Raw genomic sequence first — 17973 nt, 5'->3', positions numbered from 1 at the left:
GCATGAACGATCAACGATTTGCCCGGATTCAGGCGATGCTGGCACTGCGCCAGCACGATCTCACGGTCTGTATGGAGCAGGTGCATAAGCCGCACAATGTTTCCGCAGTGATCCGCACGGCGGACGCCGTCGGCATCCACGAAGTGCATGCCGTCTGGCCGAGCCAGCGGATGCGCACTCAGGCTTCCGCATCTGCCGGAAGCAACAGTTGGGTTAAAGTGGTCACCCATCCCACCATCGGCGATGCTGTAAAAAAGCTCAAACAACAGAAGATGCAGGTTTTAGCGACCCATCTCTCTGCCGATGCCGTGGATTTCCGTGAGATCGATTATACCCTTCCGACCTGCATCCTGATGGGCCAGGAAAAAACCGGCATCACCGAAGAAGCGCTGGCGCTGGCCGATCGGCAGATTGTGATTCCGATGGTGGGTATGGTGCAGTCGCTGAATGTCTCGGTCGCCTGCGCGCTGATCCTGTATGAAGCACAGCGGCAGAGGCAGAACGCGGGTCTGTACCTGCGCGACTACAGCCTGCTGGACGAAGATGAGCAGCAACGTCTGTTGTTCGAAGGCGGATTCCCGGTGCTGGCGCGGGTCGCAAAACAGAAAGGTTTACCCTATCCGCGCATCAATGCGCAGGGCGAAGTCGACGCCGATCCCAGCTGGTGGGCAACCATGCAATCGACCGGTAAAAGAAGATGAAAGGCCGTCTGCTGGATGCCATCCCGCTCAGTACCCTGACCGGCGTCGGTGCCAGCCAGGCGGCAAAGCTGGCCAAAATTGACCTGCATACCATTCAGGATCTCCTGCTTCATCTCCCGCTACGCTACGAAGATCGCACCCAACTCTATGCCATTGATGATCTGCTGCCCGGTATCTGGGCCACAGTAGAAGGCGAAGTGCTGCACACAGATATCACCTTTGGTCGCCGCCGGATGATGGTGTGCCAGATTAGCGATGGCAGCGGCGTACTGACGATGCGCTTCTTTAATTTCAATGCCGGGATGAAGAACAACCTGTCGCCGGGCCGGCGCGTCACCGCGTATGGTGAAATTAAACGCGGTCAGCGTGGCGCTGAGATTATCCATCCCGAATACCGGATCCAGGGCGAACAGAGCAATGTGACGCTGGAAGAGACCTTAACGCCGGTTTATCCCACCACCGAAGGTATCCGGCAGGCCACGCTGCGTAATCTCACCGATCAGGCACTGACGCTGCTGGAGAGCTGCCCGATTGCCGAACTGCTGCCGCAGGAACTGAGCGGCGGTTTAATCAGCCTGCCAGATGCGCTCCGCACGCTGCATCGTCCACCACCCGATCTAAAACTCAGCGAGCTGGAGAGTGGTCATCATCCGGCACAACGCAGATTGATTCTGGAAGAGCTGCTGGCACACAACCTCAGCATGCTGGCGGTACGCGCCGGTGCTCAGCGCTATTACGCTTTACCGATGCTTCCCCGGCACAACCTTAGCGACCAGCTGCTGGCTGCGCTGCCCTTTTCACCGACCAATGCGCAGAAACGCGTGGTGGCGGAGATAGAGAAAGATCTGGCAAATGACTTTCCGATGATGCGGCTGGTGCAGGGTGACGTCGGCTCGGGTAAGACACTGGTCGCCGCCCTCTCTGCGCTGAACGTGATCGCACATGGTAAGCAGGTTGCTCTGATGGCGCCGACCGAACTGCTGGCTGAACAGCACGCCAGTAACTTCCGCCAGTGGTTTGCGCCGCTGGGCATTGAAGTGGGCTGGCTGGCCGGAAAACAGAAAGGCAAAGCCCGCCAGGCACAGCAGGAAGCGATAGCCAGCGGTCAGGTGGCGATGGTGGTGGGCACACATGCCCTGTTTCAGGAGCAGGTGCAGTTCAACGGTCTGGCACTGGTCATTATTGATGAGCAGCATCGGTTCGGCGTCCACCAGCGACTGGCGCTGTGGGAGAAAGGTGAGGAGCAGGGCTTCCATCCGCATCAGCTGATCATGACCGCCACACCAATTCCGCGCACCCTGGCGATGACCGCTTATGCCGATCTCGATACCTCAACCATCGATGAGCTGCCGCCGGGACGTACACCGGTGACCACCGTGGCTATCCCCGATACCCGACGCGATGAGATTGTGGCGCGGGTTGAGCATGCCTGCCGCGAAGGGCGTCAGGCCTACTGGGTCTGCACCCTGATTGAAGAGTCAGAATTGCTGGAAGCACAGGCGGCAGAAGCCAGCTGGGAATCCCTGAAAACGGCGCTGCCCGACTTAAACATCGGGCTGGTGCATGGCCGTATGAAGCCTGCGGAAAAACAGGCGGTGATGCAGGCGTTTAAAGCGAATGAACTGCAGCTGCTGGTGGCGACGACCGTGATTGAGGTTGGCGTGGACGTGCCGAATGCCAGCCTGATGATCATCGAAAACCCGGAGCGGTTAGGGCTGGCGCAGCTGCATCAGCTGCGGGGCCGTGTGGGCCGTGGTGCCGTGGCATCACACTGTGTACTGCTCTACAAAGCGCCGCTGAGCAAGACGGCGCAGAAGCGTTTACAGGTGCTACGCGACAGCAATGACGGCTTCGTCATTGCCCAGTTCGATCTGGAGATTCGCGGGCCGGGTGAACTGCTGGGCACGCGTCAGACCGGCAATGCCGAATTTAAAGTGGCCGACCTGCTGCGCGATGCGGCGATGGTGCCCGAAGTTCAGCGTGTGGCGCGCCACATCCACCAGCACTATCCCGAACAGGCCAGCGCATTGATTGAACGCTGGCTGCCAGAGAACACCCGTTATACCAACGTCTGAACGCCCCCCTCTGATTCGGCTTTTTTATCCCTGCCGGGCAAACGATTGCTTTTAGCCTGCGGATGATTACAATCGCCACATTATTTTTTGGGAAGAACAGAAGATGTCCACTAATCCGCAGCCAGAACAGCCTTCCGCCACGCAAAGCGAACTGATTTATCGTCTTGAAGATCGTCCTCCTCTGCCGCAAACGCTGTTTGCCGCCGGTCAGCATCTGCTGGCGATGTTTGTCGCGGTCATTACCCCCGCGATTCTGATTTGTCAGGCGTTAGGGCTGCCCGCAGAGGATACCCGGCACGTGATCAGCATGTCGCTGTTTGCATCGGGTGTGGCATCACTGCTGCAAATCAAAACATGGGGGCCGGTGGGTTCGGGCCTGCTGTCGATTCAGGGCACCAGCTTCAACTTCGTTACGCCCTTGATTATGGGCGGCATGGCGCTAAAAAATGGCGGCGCTGACGTGCCCACCATGATGGCGGCGCTGTTTGGTACGCTGATGGTCGCCTCCTGTACCGAAATGGTGCTGTCACGCGTATTGCACCTGGCGCGCCGGATCATTACGCCGCTGGTGTCCGGTATCGTGGTGATGATTATCGGCCTGTCGCTGATTCAGGTGGGGCTGACCTCCATTGGCGGCGGTTTCAGCGCGATTAACGATCATACTTTTGGTGCGCCGAAAAATCTGATGCTGGCAGGGGCTGTGCTACTGGTGATCGTGCTACTTAACCGGCAGAAGAACCCCTACCTGCGCGTTGCCTCCCTGGTTATTGCCATGGCGGTGGGCTATCTGCTGGCCTGGGCGATGGGGATGCTGCCTGCCGCCGGCATCCCCACCGATCAGCCGCTAATCGTGGTGCCGACCCCGCTCTATTACGGGCTGGGCTTCGACTGGAATCTGCTCATCCCGCTTATGCTGGTGTTTATGGTGACCTCTCTGGAGACTATCGGCGATATCACCGCCACCTCAGATGTGTCAGAGCAGCCGGTCAGCGGACCCCTCTATATGAAACGCCTGAAAGGCGGCGTGCTGGCGAATGGCCTCAACTCCTTTGTCTCCGCGCTGTTTAATACTTTCCCGAACTCCTGCTTCGGTCAGAACAATGGCGTGATCCAGTTGACCGGTGTTGCCAGCCGCTACGTCGGCTTTGTTGTCGCGCTGATGCTGATTGTGCTGGGGCTGTTCCCGGCGGTCAGCGGGCTGGTGCAGATGATCCCTGAACCGGTACTCGGCGGCGCCACCATTGTGATGTTCGGCACCATCGCCGCCTCGGGTGTCCGCATTGTGTCACGCGAGCCGCTTAACCGCCGCGCCATCATGATTATTGCGCTGTCGCTGGCGGTGGGCCTGGGCGTTTCTCAGCAGCCGCTGATCCTGCAGTTTGCGCCTGACTGGCTGAAAACCCTGCTCTCTTCCGGTATTGCGGCGGGCGGCATTACCGCTATCGTACTCAACCTGATTTTTCCGCCAGAGAAGTAAGGCCAGAGGCAGGCTTCGGCCTGCCTGCTAATTATTCGGATTTACATCCAGGCTGTTGAGCTGTAACGGTAATTCAGGCATAACAACCTCTCACCGGATTTAACTCGGGAAGGATGCTATGAAATTTATTGGAAAGTTTTTCCTCACCTTACTTTTGCTGCTGCTTTTCACCCTGGTCGTGATCTATGTTCTGTTGCAGACACAGTGGGGTGCAGGCTGGTTTAGCCGTTGGGTGAGTGACAAAACCGAATGGCATCTCTCCCTGAGTAAAATTGAACACAATTTCTCCTCTCCCTCTCACATCATTCTGGATGACTTCAGCTTTGGTCACGATGGACAGCCTGCAGTTCTGGTGGCGAAACGGGTCGATCTCGGTCTGGCACTGATTCAGTTCAGCGATCCGCTGCATTTCAGCAGCCTTGAGCTGCGCGACGGAGAAGTGAATCTGGCCAATCTGGCGCCAGGCAGCGCGCTACCGATTCAGGCCGATCGCCTGCAACTCAACAATATGCGTATCGACAGCCCCAACAGCGCGTTACCGCTGTTTGCTCAGCAGGTTAATGGCGGCATTCTGCCGTGGAAACCCACTGCCCTTGATATGCTGGGCCGCGATGCCCGCTTCCAGATGAGCGCAGGCAGCATGACGCTGAATAATGTGCCGGGTGAAAACGTACTGATCCAGGGCAGTGTTGCCCAGGGTCGGATGCGCTTTGACAATATTGGTGCCGACCTGGCGCGTGGCTCTATGACCGGCAACGGTGAGCGCGATGCCCAGGGCAACTGGAAAATTAATCAGCTGCGACTGAACGACATCCGTCTGCAGACCACCAGCAGCCTGAAAGATTTCCTGCATAGCCTGCAGGTTGTCCCCTCGATTGCTATTACGCGACTCGACATGACCGATGCCCGCCTGCAGGGGCCTGACTGGGCGGTAACGGATCTGGATCTGACGCTGAGAAACGTTAACTGGCAGGGTGATGACTGGCAGAGTAACGATGGTTCGCTGGCGCTGAATGCCAGCAATTTTATCAACGGTGGATTCGAACTAAATGACCCCATCGTTAACCTGGACTTCTCACCGCAGGGCGTGGCACTGACGCAGTTCAGTTCACGCTGGGCAAATGGGGTAATTCGGGCTGACGGTGACTGGTCGCGTAGCGATAAACGCCTGACACTGAAAAACCTGGCGGTGGCGGGACTGGAATACACTCTGCCGCAGGACTGGCGCGATCGCTGGCAGGCGACACTGCCCGCATGGCTGGATAGCGTAGAGGTGACGCGCTTCACCTCTAATCGAAACCTGATTATCGACATCAATCCGGCTTTTCCCTTCCAGCTGACCTCACTGGATGGATCCGGTGAAAACCTGCTGCTGGCGCAGCAGCATCAGTGGGGGATCTGGTCGGGTAAGCTCAGCCTGAACGCGGCAGAATCAACCTTTAATCGCACCGACCTGCGTCATCCGTCGATTGCGCTGAGCGCTGACCAGCAGCAGATTCAGGTTACGGAGCTGAGTGCGTTCAGTAATAAGGGTCTGCTCGAAGGGACGGCCACCGTAGGCCAGCAGCCAGCCCGTCCGCTGACGCTGCAACTGACAGGTCGTGCTGTACCGGTGAATGTGTTGCAGAACTGGGGATGGCCCGCGTTGCCGTTAACCGGTGACAGTAATATGCAGCTGCAGCTGAACGGTGCATTAACCGCAACTCAGCCGCTGCGCCCGACGGTTAATGGCAGTTTGTCGGTGACAACCGACAGTCAGCAACTGCAGCAGACCATGCAGGCTGGCGAGGTACGTTAACAACAGATCAGGGCCGCTGAAGCGGCCCTGATGATTAGTTGATACGCGCGCCGGACCCCCCCTCTTCCAGCGGCCCGTCAGGATCGGCGGGCAGGACGATATAGACCCCTTCAAACACAGCGCCACACTCATCATTGCCAAACAGCTCAACTTCGAGCTGTACACGCGCTTTACGTCCGCGCGCCAGGCGGTCGAGATCGCCGCTTAATGAGCCCAGATCGGCAATCGCGCCAGGCCGTCCGCTGATGGGGTGGCTGTAGCGAATGTGCGCATCCGCCAGAATAATGGTGCCACCCAGATGACGCTCGCGCAGCAGCAACCAGATCAACCCCCAGCCGGTCAGCGTTGCCAGCGAAAACAGGCTGCCAGCGAACAGCGTCTGGTGTGGATTCTGGTTGCCCGCTTCCGGCATGGTGGTGATAAATTTTTGCCCGGTAAACTGCAGAATACGGACGCCCATCTTTTCGCTGAGCGGGATATGATCATACCAGGCCTGTTGCAGCTGACCGCACCAGTCGGCGCGATGCAGGATATCGTCAAGCGTGACGACCGGTTTGATCATCAAAAAGTGACGCACCGGCGTCGTCTGCGGCGCGGTAATCTCGCCCTGATTGATGTAGCCGAGTTTAGCGAAGAAAGCGACAGCATCTTCGCGGGCGCTGCAGGTTACCCGCTTAGCCCCTTCCTGACGCGCCACGGATTCCAGCGTCATCGCCACCAGAGTACCCAGTCCCTTGCCCTGAACCGAAGGATGAACGGCCATGAAGCGAATAGCGGCCTCATTGTCGGCATTAATATAGAGACGGCCGATGGCGACCGGATTTCCCTGCTCATCAACCACCATCTGATGATGCGCCAGCGCATCCCAGGCGTCACGTTCCGACCCCTGCGGCTGACGCAGAGGTTTACGCAACATCTCCCAGCGGAACTGATAATAGATATCCAGCTCTTCCGCCGTCTGTGGCACGCGAAGGTGATACATGTAATGTTTCTCCCGCTCGGATGTGTGGCCAGTTCCCTGCCGCTCAGCTGACGCTCTCACACCTGTAACCAGAACGTCACAGGACCATCATTCACCAGCGAGACCTGCATATCCGCAGCAAAACGGCCATTAGCCGTGGTGATGCCCTGCTTGCGACAGCAGTCGCTGAAATATTCATACAGCCGCTCGGCTTCAGCGGGCTCGGCGCCACCCGAAAAGGAGGGACGCATCCCTTTTTGGGTATCTGCGGCCAGCGTAAACTGTGACACCACCAGCACGCTTCCGCCCGCCTGGCGAACACTCAGGTTCATTTTGCCCTGCTCATCACTAAAGATGCGATAGCCCAATACGCGTTCTGCGAGACGTTCCGCACGCGCGTTGTCATCGCCCTTTTCCACGCCCAGCAAAACCAGTAAACCGGCACCGATTTCACCGACCACTTCCTGATTGACGCTGACGCTGGCGCGCTGTACGCGTTGAATCAATGCAATCATGTTTCCTCGCGTTGCTCCTCTTTGTGTTGCTGCTTTAACTGCCGATAGTCGGCTAACGCAACGGTGATTTCAGCGCCTAACAACACAATACACCAGGTCCAGTAGACCCAGAGAAACAGAATGGGGATCACGGCCAGTACGCCGTAGATCAGCTGATAAGAGGGGAACATAGTAACATAGAGCGCAAAGCCCTTTTTGCCCAGCTCAAACAGCGCACCGGCAACCAGCGCGCCAATCAGCGCATCGCGCGGCGGCACTCGCTGGGTAGGAACGATGCTGTAGAGCAACCAGAAGGCGAGCCACGACAGCAGGAGCGGGAAAATACGCAGCATCTGATCGACCAGGCTGGTGACGCCTGTCGCGTTAATCCAGCGCAGCGACAGCAGATAGGAGCTGATCGCCAGACTGGCACCGGCCAGTAACGGGCCAAGTGTCAGGATCATCCAGTAGACCGCAAAGGAATAGACCATCGGCCGCTTCTTGTTGCTGCGCCAGATGGTGTTTAACGCGGTATCGACGGAATGCATCAGCAGTAAGGCGGTAACAATCAGGCCGACCGCTCCGACCGCCGTCATCCGGTTTACGTTAGCCACAAACTGCTCAAGATAGCGTTGCAGCGTGTTACCTGCAGCCGGCATCAGATTGGTAAAGACAAAGTGCTTCAACTGCACACTGATATCAGAGAAGACCGGAAACGCCGCAAACAGGGCAAACACCACCGCAATCAGCGGCACCAGCGCCAGCAATGAGACATAAGCCAGATTACCGGCCTGGGTCGTCATGCCATCCTCATCAATGCGTTTCCACAACAGTTTGAGCCACAACCAGAACGCATGCAGCCCGGGACGAAATTTACGTGACATCATGAATTACTGTTGACCTGCAAACCAGTTGGGTACCGTTTTACTGTCAGTAACCAGTACACTTTCAATACCCAGGGCGCGGGCCGCCTCAATATTCTGTGGATTATCGTCAAAAAATACCGCCTGATCGGCAGCCACACCTTCTGCGTCCAGCACATGCTGATAAATCCGGGCTTCCGGTTTACGCATGCCCAGCTCCTGGGAGAGATAGAGCTTGTCGGCTGCCTGCTGCACGTCCGGATACTGTGTTGGCCAGAATTCGCAATGCAGTTTGTTGGTGTTAGAGAGGATCACCACCCGATGGCCCTCCAGCCGCAGCCGGTTCATCAGCGCCAGGATTTCCGGACGCACGTCAACGAATACCGCCTGCCAGCCAGCGGCAAACTGTTCATAGCTCAGCGCGATTTCCAGCTTTTCACACAGCGCCAGCGCGAAATCTTCATCGCTGATCTCGCCACGTTCGTGTTGTTCAAACGCCTCATCCATCTGGAAATGGCTTTGCAGCGAGGCCAGCGGCACACGACTAAGGTCACTCCAGACACCCAGCACGCGGTTAAAGTCGATATCGATAATCACATTGCCCAAATCAAAGATATACAGCATGGTGTGTCTCCTTCTGTTCCCTGGAGTATTCACTCTAGCGGCAAAAGGGCAGGCTGAACAGGCACTCGCGGAGAGAAAAGCGTAAACGGCAGCGGGCAGGTAAAAAGCGCGACATATCCCACAAATAATCGCTGGCCCGGCTGAAGAGGCAGGAATTTCAGGCAAAAAAAAAGCCCCGCAGGCGGGGCTCTTTATCAGTTAAAGGCGCAATTATGCGTCTTTAGGACCACGTGATGCACGTTTACGGTCATTTTCAGTCAGGTGACGTTTACGGATACGCACTGACTGTGGTGTAACTTCTACCAGTTCGTCATCATCGATGAACTCGATCGCCTGCTCAAGGGTCATCTTGATTGGCGGAACCAGCGTCGTGGCTTCATCAGTACCTGAAGCACGCATGTTGGTCAGTTTCTTACCGGTCAGGCAGTTAACTGTCAGGTCGTTAGAACGGCTGTGAATACCGATGATCTGGCCTTCATAGACTTCTGCACCGTGACCCAGGAACAGCTTACCGCGGTCCTGCAGGCTGAACAGTGCAAACGCAACTGCTTTACCCTGACCGTTGGAGATCAGTACGCCGTTCTGACGCTGGCCCACTTCGCCCGCACGAATGTCATCGTAGTGGCTGAAGGTAGAGTAGAGCAGACCGGTACCGGAAGTCATGGTCATGAATTCGTTACGGAAGCCGATCAGGCCACGGCTTGGGATCACGTAGTCGAGACGTACGCGGCCTTTGCCATCCGGATCCATGTTTTTCAGATCGCCCTTACGCTCACCCATGGCTTGCATGACTGAACCCTGGTTGTTCTCTTCGATATCCAGCGTAACGTTCTCGAATGGCTCCTGTTTACGGCCATCGATTTCGCGGAAGATAACTTTCGGACGGGATACCGCCAGTTCGAAACCTTCACGACGCATGTTTTCGATCAGAACTGACAGGTGAAGCTCACCACGACCTGATACGCGGAACGCGTCAGCATCTTCGGTTTCTTCAACGCGCAGAGCCACGTTGTGAACCAGTTCTTTGTTCAGACGCTCAAGGATCTGACGTGAAGTCACGTACTTACCTTCTTTACCGCAGAACGGTGAGGTGTTGACGTTAAAGAACATGGTAACTGTTGGCTCATCGACACTCAGTGCTGGCAGCGCCTGCACGTTCTGTGGATCACAGATGGTGTCAGAGATGTTCAGCTCGCCCAGACCGGTGATAGCAATGATATCGCCCGCTTCTGCCAGGTCGCTGTCGATACGCTCAAGACCCAGGTGAGTCAGGACTTTACCGACTTTACCGTTACGGGTTTTGCCTTCGCTATCGATGATAGTGACTTGCTGGTTAGGCTTAACTTTACCGCGCTTGATACGGCCGATGCCGATCACGCCCAGGTAGTTGTTGTAGTCCAGCTGAGAGATTTGCATCTGCAGTGGGGCGTCAGCCTCAACCTGCGGAGGTGCAACGTGGTCGACGATCGCCTGATACAGCGGGGTCATATCGTCAGCCATGTCGGTGTGCTCAAGACCAGCAATACCATTCAGCGCAGAGGCGAAAATGATAGGGAAGTCGAGCTGCTCATCAGTAGCATCCAGGTTAACGAACAGGTCAAAGACCTGATCAACAACCCAATCCGGACGCGCACCAGGGCGGTCTACTTTGTTGATAACCACAATCGGCTTCAGACCATGCGCGAACGCTTTTTTGGTCACGAAGCGGGTTTGCGGCATAGGGCCATCCATCGCATCTACAACCAGCAGCACCGAGTCCACCATGGACATGACGCGCTCAACTTCACCACCGAAGTCGGCGTGTCCCGGGGTATCAACGATGTTGATACGGTAGTCATTCCACTTAATGGCGGTGTTTTTTGCGAGGATGGTAATCCCACGCTCTTTCTCCAAATCATTGGAGTCCATCACGCGCTCTGTTGCTTCGGTACGGGCATCAAAAGTACCGGATTGTTGCAGCAGTTTGTCAACCAGGGTGGTCTTTCCATGGTCAACGTGCGCGATGATGGCGATGTTACGCAAATTTTCGATCACAGCTTTGCCTCAGGCATTAGAAATAGCGCGTTATTGTACACTGATTAAGCGGAAGACTGAACACGATCACACTTTTCACTGAAAGTTTATTGCATGGAGGCCAATTTGCCCTGTTACCGGTGCAGAAAATGCACTAAGTTGGTCTGATGCACCAAAATAGTGCCATCAGACGACCGTTAAGCACCACAATGGTGCAATAAAACGATCGTGGTGCAGCCGCTTTATGACAAAAAGGTGCACCACAAGGCGATTTAAGCATCATCAAAAAAGTTGGCACAGAATTCGCTTTATCTAAATCAAGCGTAAACGCCAGACAGATGTCGGTTGAAGAGCGTGCCGGAAGAGGTTGGTCAGGGAGTTGTTTTCCCGCAACGTATTCCGGAAACGACGTTTCCTCGCCATGTAGATAATGAAAGACCATTTCCAGGAGAGTTGAGTATGTCCGCTGAACACGTTCTCTCGATGATGAACGAGCATGAAGTTAAGTTTGTTGACCTGCGTTTTACCGATACCAAAGGTAAAGAACAGCACGTTACGATCCCTGCTCACCAGGTTAACGCTGACTTCTTCGAAGAAGGCAAAATGTTCGATGGTTCGTCTATCGGCGGCTGGAAAGGCATTAACGAATCAGACATGGTGCTGATGCCTGACGCCACCACGGCGGTCATGGATCCTTTCTTCGAAGATTCTACGCTGATCATCCGTTGTGACATCCTCGAGCCAGGCACCATGCAGGGCTACGACCGCGATCCACGCTCTATCGCTAAGCGCGCTGAAGATTTCCTGCGCTCTTCCGGCATCGCTGATACCGTACTGTTTGGACCAGAACCAGAATTCTTCCTGTTCGATGACATCCGTTTCGGCTCATCGACGTCCGGTTCACACGTTGCTATCGACGATATCGAAGCGGCATGGAACACCGGTAAAGAGTACGAAGGCGGTAACAAAGGTCACCGTCCAGGTCTGAAAGGCGGCTACTTCCCGGTTCCACCGGTTGACTCATCACAGGACATCCGTTCTGCCATGTGTCTGACCATGGAGCAGATGGGCCTGGTTGTTGAAGCGCATCACCACGAAGTGGCGACCGCGGGTCAGAACGAAGTGGCAACCCGCTTCAATACCATGACCAAAAAAGCGGACGAAATTCAGATTTACAAATATGTGGTTCACAACGTTGCGCACGCTTACGGCAAAACCGCGACCTTTATGCCGAAGCCTATGTTTGGCGACAACGGTTCAGGCATGCACTGCCATATGTCACTCTCCAAAGGTGGCCAGAACCTGTTTGCCGGCGATAAGTACGGCGGCCTGTCTGAAATGGCGCTGTTCTACATCGGCGGTATCATCAAGCACGCTAAAGCGATCAACGCCCTGGCGAACCCGACCACCAACTCTTACAAGCGTCTTGTCCCGGGTTACGAAGCACCGGTTATGCTGGCTTACTCTGCCCGTAACCGTTCAGCCTCAATCCGTATTCCGGTTGTTGCCAGCCCGAAAGCGCGTCGTATCGAAGCGCGCTTCCCGGATCCAGCGGCTAACCCATACCTGGCGTTCACCGCACTGCTGATGGCTGGCCTGGATGGCATCATCAACAAAATCCATCCTGGCGATGCGATGGACAAAAACCTGTATGACCTGCCACCGGAAGAAGAAGCTGAGATTCCAAAAGTTGCAGGCTCTCTGGAAGAAGCGCTGAATGCACTGAACGAAGATCGCGAGTTCCTGACCCGCGGCGGAGTATTCACTGACGAATCGATCGATGCTTACATCGAACTGCGTAAAGCAGAGATGGATCGCGTTCGCATGACGCCACACCCGGTTGAGTTCGAGCTCTACTACAGCGTTTAACTGGTCAGACGTTTTTTGTTGCCGTGGAAACTTTTAGCCCATCTTCGGATGGGCTTTTTTCTCCGCGAATTCACCGTTCATTCGCCCTCTTTTCGGCTTAAAGACTAAAATGCACCTCTTTAGTGCAGAGGAACGTTGTATGGCAACTGGCTCTCTGCCCGATGCAGGGCAGATTCTCAACGCGTTAATCAACAGTATTTTGTTGGTGGATAACGATCTGGTTATTCATTACGCCAACCCGGCGGCGCAGCAATTACTGGCGCAAAGCTCACGCAAATTGTTCGGCACGCCGTTACCGGAGTTAACCGGCTACTTTTCGCTGAATATCGAGGTGATGCGCGAGAGTCTTGAGGCTGGCCAGGGATTTACTGACAGTGAGGTCACGCTGGTGGTAGATGGTCGCGCACACATTATGTCGCTGACCGCCCAGCGGTTACCCGATGGCTTAATCCTGATGGAAATGGCGCCGATGGATAATCAGCGTCGTCTCAGTCAGGAGCAGTTACAGCACGCCCAGCAGGTGGCCGCTCGCGATCTGGTTCGCGGCCTGGCCCATGAGATTAAAAATCCGCTGGGAGGATTGCGCGGCGCGGCACAGCTTTTATCCCGCGCCCTGCCCGATCCCTCGCTGAATGAATATACCAAAGTGATTATTGAACAGGCCGACCGGTTGCGGAATCTGGTTGATCGTCTGCTGGGGCCGCAGCAGCCGGGCATGCACATCACGCAGAGCATTCATCAGGTGGCCGAACGGGTGGTCAATCTGGTGTCGATGGAGCTGCCGGAGAATGTCTCGCTGGTACGGGATTATGATCCCAGCCTGCCGGAACTGCCGCACGATCCCGATCAGATTGAACAGGTGCTGCTTAACGTGGTGCGCAATGCGCTTCAGGCGCTGGGCGACGATGGCGGCACCATTATTATCCGCACCCGCACGGCTTTCCAGCTGACGCTGCACGGCACGCGTTATCGCCTGGTGGCACGTATTGATATTGAAGATGATGGCCCCGGCATTCCGGCCCAGCTGCAGGATACGCTGTTTTATCCGATGGTCAGCGGACGCGAAGGCGGTACCGGTTTAGGCCTCTCCATCGCCCGTAGCCTGATTGATCAACATTCAGGAAAAATAGAATTTAACAGTTGGCCGGGACACACCGAATTCTCGGTTTACCTGCCTATTCGCCAGTGAGGTTTCTATGCAACGAGGGATAGTCTGGATCGTCGATGACGATAGCTCCATCCGCTGGGTGCTTGAACGCGCGCTCACTGGAGCCGGTTTGAGCTGTGCGACTTTTGACAGCGCAAGCGAGGTGCTGGATGCCCTCTCAACCAAGACCCCGGACGTTTTACTGTCAGACATTCGCATGCCCGGTATGGATGGCCTGGCGCTGCTGAAACAGATTAAACAGCGTCATCCGATGCTTCCGGTCATCATAATGACGGCGCATTCAGATCTGGACGCTGCCGTCAGCGCCTATCAGCAGGGTGCCTTTGATTACCTGCCTAAGCCGTTCGATATCGATGAAGCGGTTGCGCTGGTCGAGCGTGCTATCAGCCACTATCAGGAGCAGCAGCAGCCACGTAATCAGCCGGTCAGCGGACCCACCACCGATATCATCGGTGAAGCGCCCGCGATGCAGGATGTGTTCCGCATCATCGGACGATTATCGCGCTCGTCGATCAGTGTGCTGATCAACGGCGAGTCCGGTACCGGTAAAGAGCTGGTGGCCCATGCGCTGCATCGCCACAGCCCACGCACCAAAGCGCCCTTTATCGCGCTCAACATGGCGGCGATCCCCAAAGATTTAATTGAATCAGAACTGTTTGGTCACGAAAAAGGCGCCTTTACCGGGGCGAACCAGATCCGTCAGGGCCGTTTTGAGCAGGCGGATGGCGGCACGCTGTTTCTGGATGAGATCGGTGATATGCCGCTGGATGTGCAGACCCGTCTGCTGCGCGTGCTGGCCGATGGCCAGTTCTATCGCGTTGGTGGCTATGCGCCGGTCAAAGTGGATGTGCGTATTATCGCGGCGACCCACCAGAATCTGGAATTACGTGTACAGGAAGGCAAGTTCCGTGAGGATCTGTTTCACCGCCTGAATGTGATTCGTGTGCATCTGCCGCCGCTGCGTGAGCGTCGTGAGGATATCCCGCGTCTGGCGCGTTATTTCCTGCAGGTGGCGGCGCGTGAGCTGGGTGTGGAAGCGAAGATTCTGCATCCGGAAACCGAGACAGCGTTAACCCGACTGCACTGGTCAGGTAACGTGCGTCAGCTGGAGAACACCTGTCGCTGGCTGACCGTGATGGCTGCGGGTCAGGAAGTCCTGATTCAGGACCTGCCCGGAGAACTGTTTGAATCCAGTACGCCGGAGAATCCGGTGCAGTCGCTGCCTGACAGCTGGGCAACACTGCTGGCACAGTGGGCCGATCGCGCTCTGCGTTCCGGTCATCAGAATCTGCTGTCAGAAGCCCAGCCGGAGATGGAGCGCACGCTGCTCACTACTGCGCTGCGTCATACGCAGGGCCACAAACAGGAAGCAGCACGTTTGCTGGGCTGGGGACGAAACACGCTGACGCGCAAGCTCAAAGAGCTGGGCATGGAATAAGTGGTTCAGTACGGGCTGGTGTAGTCTGCCAGCCCTTTTCTTCAGATAACGCGGGAGAACTGCTGCTGACGCGCTTTCTGACGCAGATAGCGATCAAAGCACATGCAGATATTGCGGATCAGTAACCGGCCAATTCCCGTCACCTCCAGCCCCGTAGCGGTTAGTTCCACCAGCCCATCAGCTATCAACGGCTTCAGCAGCGCCAGGTCCTCAGCAAAATAGTCGCTGAAGCAAATGCCCCATTGCGCTTCTGTCGCGGCAAAATTCAGCGAGAAGTTACAAATCAGCGTTTTTATCACGTCCCGACGCAGGCAATCATCGTCGGTTAAGGCGATGCCACGCCACAGGCCATTTCCCTGCTGTTCCACACAATTGTACCAGGTATTAAGGTCTTTCTGGTTCTGCGCATAACTGTCGCCAATCATGCTGATGGCAGAGACGCCAAGCCCCAGCAAATCGCTGTCGCCCTGCGTCGTGTATCCCTGGAAATTGCGATGCAGCTGGCCTTTGCGCTGCGAGATAGCCAGTTCATCCTGCGGCTTCGCAAAGTGATCCATTCCAATGAACTGGTAGCCCTGCTGAGTCAGAGTTGCGATGGTCTGCTGTAAAATATCCAGCTTTTGCTGAGCCGATGGCAGTTCACCCTCTTTGATTTTACGCTGTGCCGCGAACATCGCCGGCAGATGCGCATAGTTAAAGACGCTAAGACGATCCGGGCTCAGCGCCAGTACCCGCTCCAGCGTCCAGGCGAAGCTGGCGGGCGTCTGCAGGGGTAAACCATAGATCAGGTCAATGCTGGTCGAGCTGAACCCCTGTTCACGGGCACGCGCCATCAGCCCGAAAATCACCTCTTCATCCTGTACCCGGTTAACCCGCTCCTGCACCGATTTGTTGAAGTCCTGCACCCCCATGCTCAGCCGGTTGAATCCCAGCGATCGCAGGTGATCAATCACATCCAGCGCAATTTCCCGGGGATCCACTTCGATCGACATTTCGGCATCATCGGCCACGCTGAAATGCTGCTTCAGTAAACCCACCAGCCGGGAAATCTGCGCATTGTCGAGGAAGGTTGGCGTGCCGCCGCCCCAGTGAAGCTGCGTGACCTGACGCTGACGAAACAGTGGCGCGCGCTGAATAATCTCCTGTTCGAGCACATCCAGATAGCGGTCCGCTTTGTGGCGCTGACGCGTCACTATCTTATTGCAGCCGCAGAAGTAGCAGAGACGATGGCAGAAGGGAATATGGACATAGAGCGACAGCGGACGCTCAGGGTAACGCGCCACGGCACGCTGGAAGTCGTTTTCCGCGTACTGCTCGCTGAACTCCAGCGCAGTGGGATAGGAGGTGTAACGCGGGCCGGCATAATTGTACTTTTCAATTAACGCCTGATCCCACTCAATCTGCTGCGATGGCATGCTCACTCCTTCCGGTGACGTCGTCTGAGAGAAGGTCGCGAAGAAGAGGAGACAAAAGGTGAGCGGGATGAGACCCGACGTAAACGTTGCTTCAGACGCGACAGGCGTCGTAGTTTAAACAATAACCACAGCAGATAACATGTCGCCAGCAGCGCGAAAATTGATCCAGGCCAAAACATTGTCGTTTACCTGTTAAGCGCGGCATGCGGGTAACGCATGCCGATCAAATTTGCTTAGTTGCCTTTCAGCAGACGGTACATATCTTCTTCAGCCTGCTCATCTTCGGCATCATCCATCACAATGCCTAACTGCTCCATCAGTTCGTCGATACGATCCAGCGAGGCATCCAGCCAGCCCTGATCTTCAGCCGACAGCGTTTCGCCATTTTCCAGCCGATCCAGCAGCGCATCCAGACGTTCGTCATTTTCCAGCTTCGCCAGCTCTTCTTCTGGTGTCAGACGCACTTTCTTCTCTGCTGCCGGTTTTTCTGCGCTTTTCTTTGGTTTAACGGCGGCGGTTTTTCCTTCAGCGATCAGGGCCACCGGTTTTTTACTCCCGATGCGCGGATCTTTGACGCTGTCCGCCTGACGTCCGCCATTGTTTTCGGACGCAGCCGGATTAGCACGGCTGCCAGATGCATGTCCGCGATGCTTTTTATCACGTTTGCGATCGCGTGCTTCATGGTTGATATCGTCACGCGATTTGCGTTTGGCTTTGACGGCAGGTTTGCCGTTAGCAGCTCGTGCAGGTTGCTTCATAGTATTCGGTCCCGGCTTTTTTTATTCAGTATAGAATTGCGGCGAAATCTAGCAGAAAGTAGACAAAGAAAAAAGGCGACAGCTCAAGCTGTCGCCTTATTTCATACCTTCATAAGAAGGAATCATGTTTTAAATCCTTTTCGGCTCGTAACATCCCGGTTAATCCCGCGCCTGCTCAACTCCTGAGCTATTCCTTATCCCTGTCTGGCCGCATCCCTGACCCTGTTCCATTCCATCGCTCATAACCCTCCTGGTATCCCTGAGCGCATCATCCTGATGTGTGCTGCCGTGCACTGCACACTAATGTAGACCAACTGGT

General features: G+C 55.7%; 14 protein-coding genes. 7 read left to right on the top strand and 7 right to left on the bottom strand.

What is annotated here, in order from left to right:
* Positions 1-2: 2 nt before the first annotated feature.
* From trmH to ACXKZD_RS00495, 4 genes are all read left to right on the top strand, one after another.
* Complete coding sequence (gene trmH, locus ACXKZD_RS00510; RefSeq protein WP_010258414.1) at positions 3-701, top strand: tRNA (guanosine(18)-2'-O)-methyltransferase TrmH; 699 nt, start codon at positions 3-5, stop codon at positions 699-701.
* A complete protein-coding gene (gene recG, locus ACXKZD_RS00505; RefSeq protein ID WP_143790237.1) occupies positions 698-2776 on the top strand; it encodes an ATP-dependent DNA helicase RecG in 2079 nt (692 codons plus the stop codon). The genes trmH and recG overlap by 4 nt, the downstream gene beginning before the upstream one ends.
* A 103-nt stretch (positions 2777-2879) precedes the next feature.
* Complete coding sequence (locus ACXKZD_RS00500; RefSeq protein WP_010258420.1) at positions 2880-4253, top strand: nucleobase:cation symporter-2 family protein; 1374 nt, start codon at positions 2880-2882, stop codon at positions 4251-4253.
* A gap of 118 nt (positions 4254-4371) precedes the next feature.
* Positions 4372-6051: an AsmA family protein gene (locus ACXKZD_RS00495; RefSeq protein WP_033759274.1), complete on the top strand. Its 1680-nt coding sequence runs from the start codon at positions 4372-4374 to the stop codon at positions 6049-6051.
* A gap of 34 nt (positions 6052-6085) precedes the next feature.
* Here ACXKZD_RS00495 and fabY read toward each other — a convergent pair whose 3' ends face one another.
* The 5 genes from fabY to typA form a co-directional block, all read right to left on the bottom strand.
* Entirely contained in the window at positions 6086-7033 is a 948-nt protein-coding gene (fabY, locus tag ACXKZD_RS00490; RefSeq protein ID WP_010258423.1) for a fatty acid biosynthesis protein FabY, read from the bottom strand.
* Between the two features lie 56 nt (positions 7034-7089).
* Positions 7090-7527, bottom strand: coding sequence for a D-aminoacyl-tRNA deacylase (dtd, locus tag ACXKZD_RS00485; RefSeq protein ID WP_033759277.1), 438 nt, complete (start codon positions 7525-7527; stop codon positions 7090-7092).
* Positions 7524-8393: a virulence factor BrkB family protein gene (locus ACXKZD_RS00480; RefSeq protein WP_010672108.1), complete on the bottom strand. Its 870-nt coding sequence runs from the start codon at positions 8391-8393 to the stop codon at positions 7524-7526. The genes dtd and ACXKZD_RS00480 overlap by 4 nt, the downstream gene beginning before the upstream one ends.
* Before the next feature lie 3 nt (positions 8394-8396).
* A complete protein-coding gene (yihX, locus tag ACXKZD_RS00475) occupies positions 8397-8993 on the bottom strand; it encodes a glucose-1-phosphatase (protein ID WP_010258428.1) in 597 nt (198 codons plus the stop codon).
* Positions 8994-9203: 210 nt separating this feature from the next.
* The gene (gene typA, locus ACXKZD_RS00470) at positions 9204-11027 is read right to left on the bottom strand and encodes a ribosome-dependent GTPase TypA (RefSeq protein WP_010258429.1); all 1824 of its coding nucleotides are present in this window, start codon (positions 11025-11027) and stop codon (positions 9204-9206) included.
* A 438-nt stretch (positions 11028-11465) separates the two neighbouring features.
* On the opposite strand from typA, the gene glnA reads away from it, so the two are divergent.
* The 3 genes from glnA to glnG all read left to right on the top strand — a co-directional run bounded on the left by glnA (position 11466) and on the right by glnG (position 15481).
* Positions 11466-12875 carry a glutamate--ammonia ligase gene (glnA, locus tag ACXKZD_RS00465; protein ID WP_010258434.1) on the top strand — a complete coding sequence of 470 codons (1410 nt, stop codon included), beginning with the start codon at positions 11466-11468 and terminating at the stop codon, positions 12873-12875.
* 139 nt (positions 12876-13014) lie between these two features.
* Positions 13015-14064, top strand: coding sequence for a nitrogen regulation protein NR(II) (gene glnL / locus ACXKZD_RS00460; RefSeq protein ID WP_008926971.1), 1050 nt, complete (start codon positions 13015-13017; stop codon positions 14062-14064).
* 7 nt (positions 14065-14071) lie between these two features.
* On the top strand, positions 14072-15481 hold the full coding sequence (glnG, locus tag ACXKZD_RS00455; protein WP_010258440.1) for a nitrogen regulation protein NR(I): 1410 nt from the start codon (positions 14072-14074) through the stop codon (positions 15479-15481).
* Between the two features lie 41 nt (positions 15482-15522).
* On the opposite strand, the gene hemN is transcribed toward glnG, so the two are convergent.
* Positions 15523-16896, bottom strand: a complete 1374-nt coding sequence (hemN, locus tag ACXKZD_RS00450) for an oxygen-independent coproporphyrinogen III oxidase (protein ID WP_089415150.1) — start codon at positions 16894-16896, stop codon at positions 15523-15525.
* A 233-nt stretch (positions 16897-17129) separates the two neighbouring features.
* Complete coding sequence (gene yihI, locus ACXKZD_RS00445) at positions 17130-17654, bottom strand: Der GTPase-activating protein YihI (RefSeq protein WP_010258445.1); 525 nt, start codon at positions 17652-17654, stop codon at positions 17130-17132.
* Positions 17655-17973 lie beyond the last annotated feature (319 nt).

The sequence above is a fragment of the Pantoea sp. ABR1s genome (assembly GCF_057812235.1).
The sequence above is the reverse complement of the archived record's forward strand: the minus strand, read 5'-3'. Positions and strand labels throughout refer to the sequence as shown.

Coding starts and splice junctions, on each gene's coding strand:
- trmH (WP_010258414.1), top strand. CDS start 3: ATGAACGATCAACGATTTGCCCGGATTCAGGCGATGCTGGCACTGCGC.
- recG (WP_143790237.1), top strand. CDS start 698: ATGAAAGGCCGTCTGCTGGATGCCATCCCGCTCAGTACCCTGACCGGC.
- ACXKZD_RS00500 (WP_010258420.1), top strand. CDS start 2,880: ATGTCCACTAATCCGCAGCCAGAACAGCCTTCCGCCACGCAAAGCGAA.
- ACXKZD_RS00495 (WP_033759274.1), top strand. CDS start 4,372: ATGAAATTTATTGGAAAGTTTTTCCTCACCTTACTTTTGCTGCTGCTT.
- fabY (WP_010258423.1), bottom strand. CDS start 7,033: ATGTATCACCTTCGCGTGCCACAGACGGCGGAAGAGCTGGATATCTAT.
- dtd (WP_033759277.1), bottom strand. CDS start 7,527: ATGATTGCATTGATTCAACGCGTACAGCGCGCCAGCGTCAGCGTCAAT.
- ACXKZD_RS00480 (WP_010672108.1), bottom strand. CDS start 8,393: ATGATGTCACGTAAATTTCGTCCCGGGCTGCATGCGTTCTGGTTGTGG.
- yihX (WP_010258428.1), bottom strand. CDS start 8,993: ATGCTGTATATCTTTGATTTGGGCAATGTGATTATCGATATCGACTTT.
- glnA (WP_010258434.1), top strand. CDS start 11,466: ATGTCCGCTGAACACGTTCTCTCGATGATGAACGAGCATGAAGTTAAG.
- glnL (WP_008926971.1), top strand. CDS start 13,015: ATGGCAACTGGCTCTCTGCCCGATGCAGGGCAGATTCTCAACGCGTTA.
- glnG (WP_010258440.1), top strand. CDS start 14,072: ATGCAACGAGGGATAGTCTGGATCGTCGATGACGATAGCTCCATCCGC.
- hemN (WP_089415150.1), bottom strand. CDS start 16,896: ATGCCATCGCAGCAGATTGAGTGGGATCAGGCGTTAATTGAAAAGTAC.
- yihI (WP_010258445.1), bottom strand. CDS start 17,654: ATGAAGCAACCTGCACGAGCTGCTAACGGCAAACCTGCCGTCAAAGCC.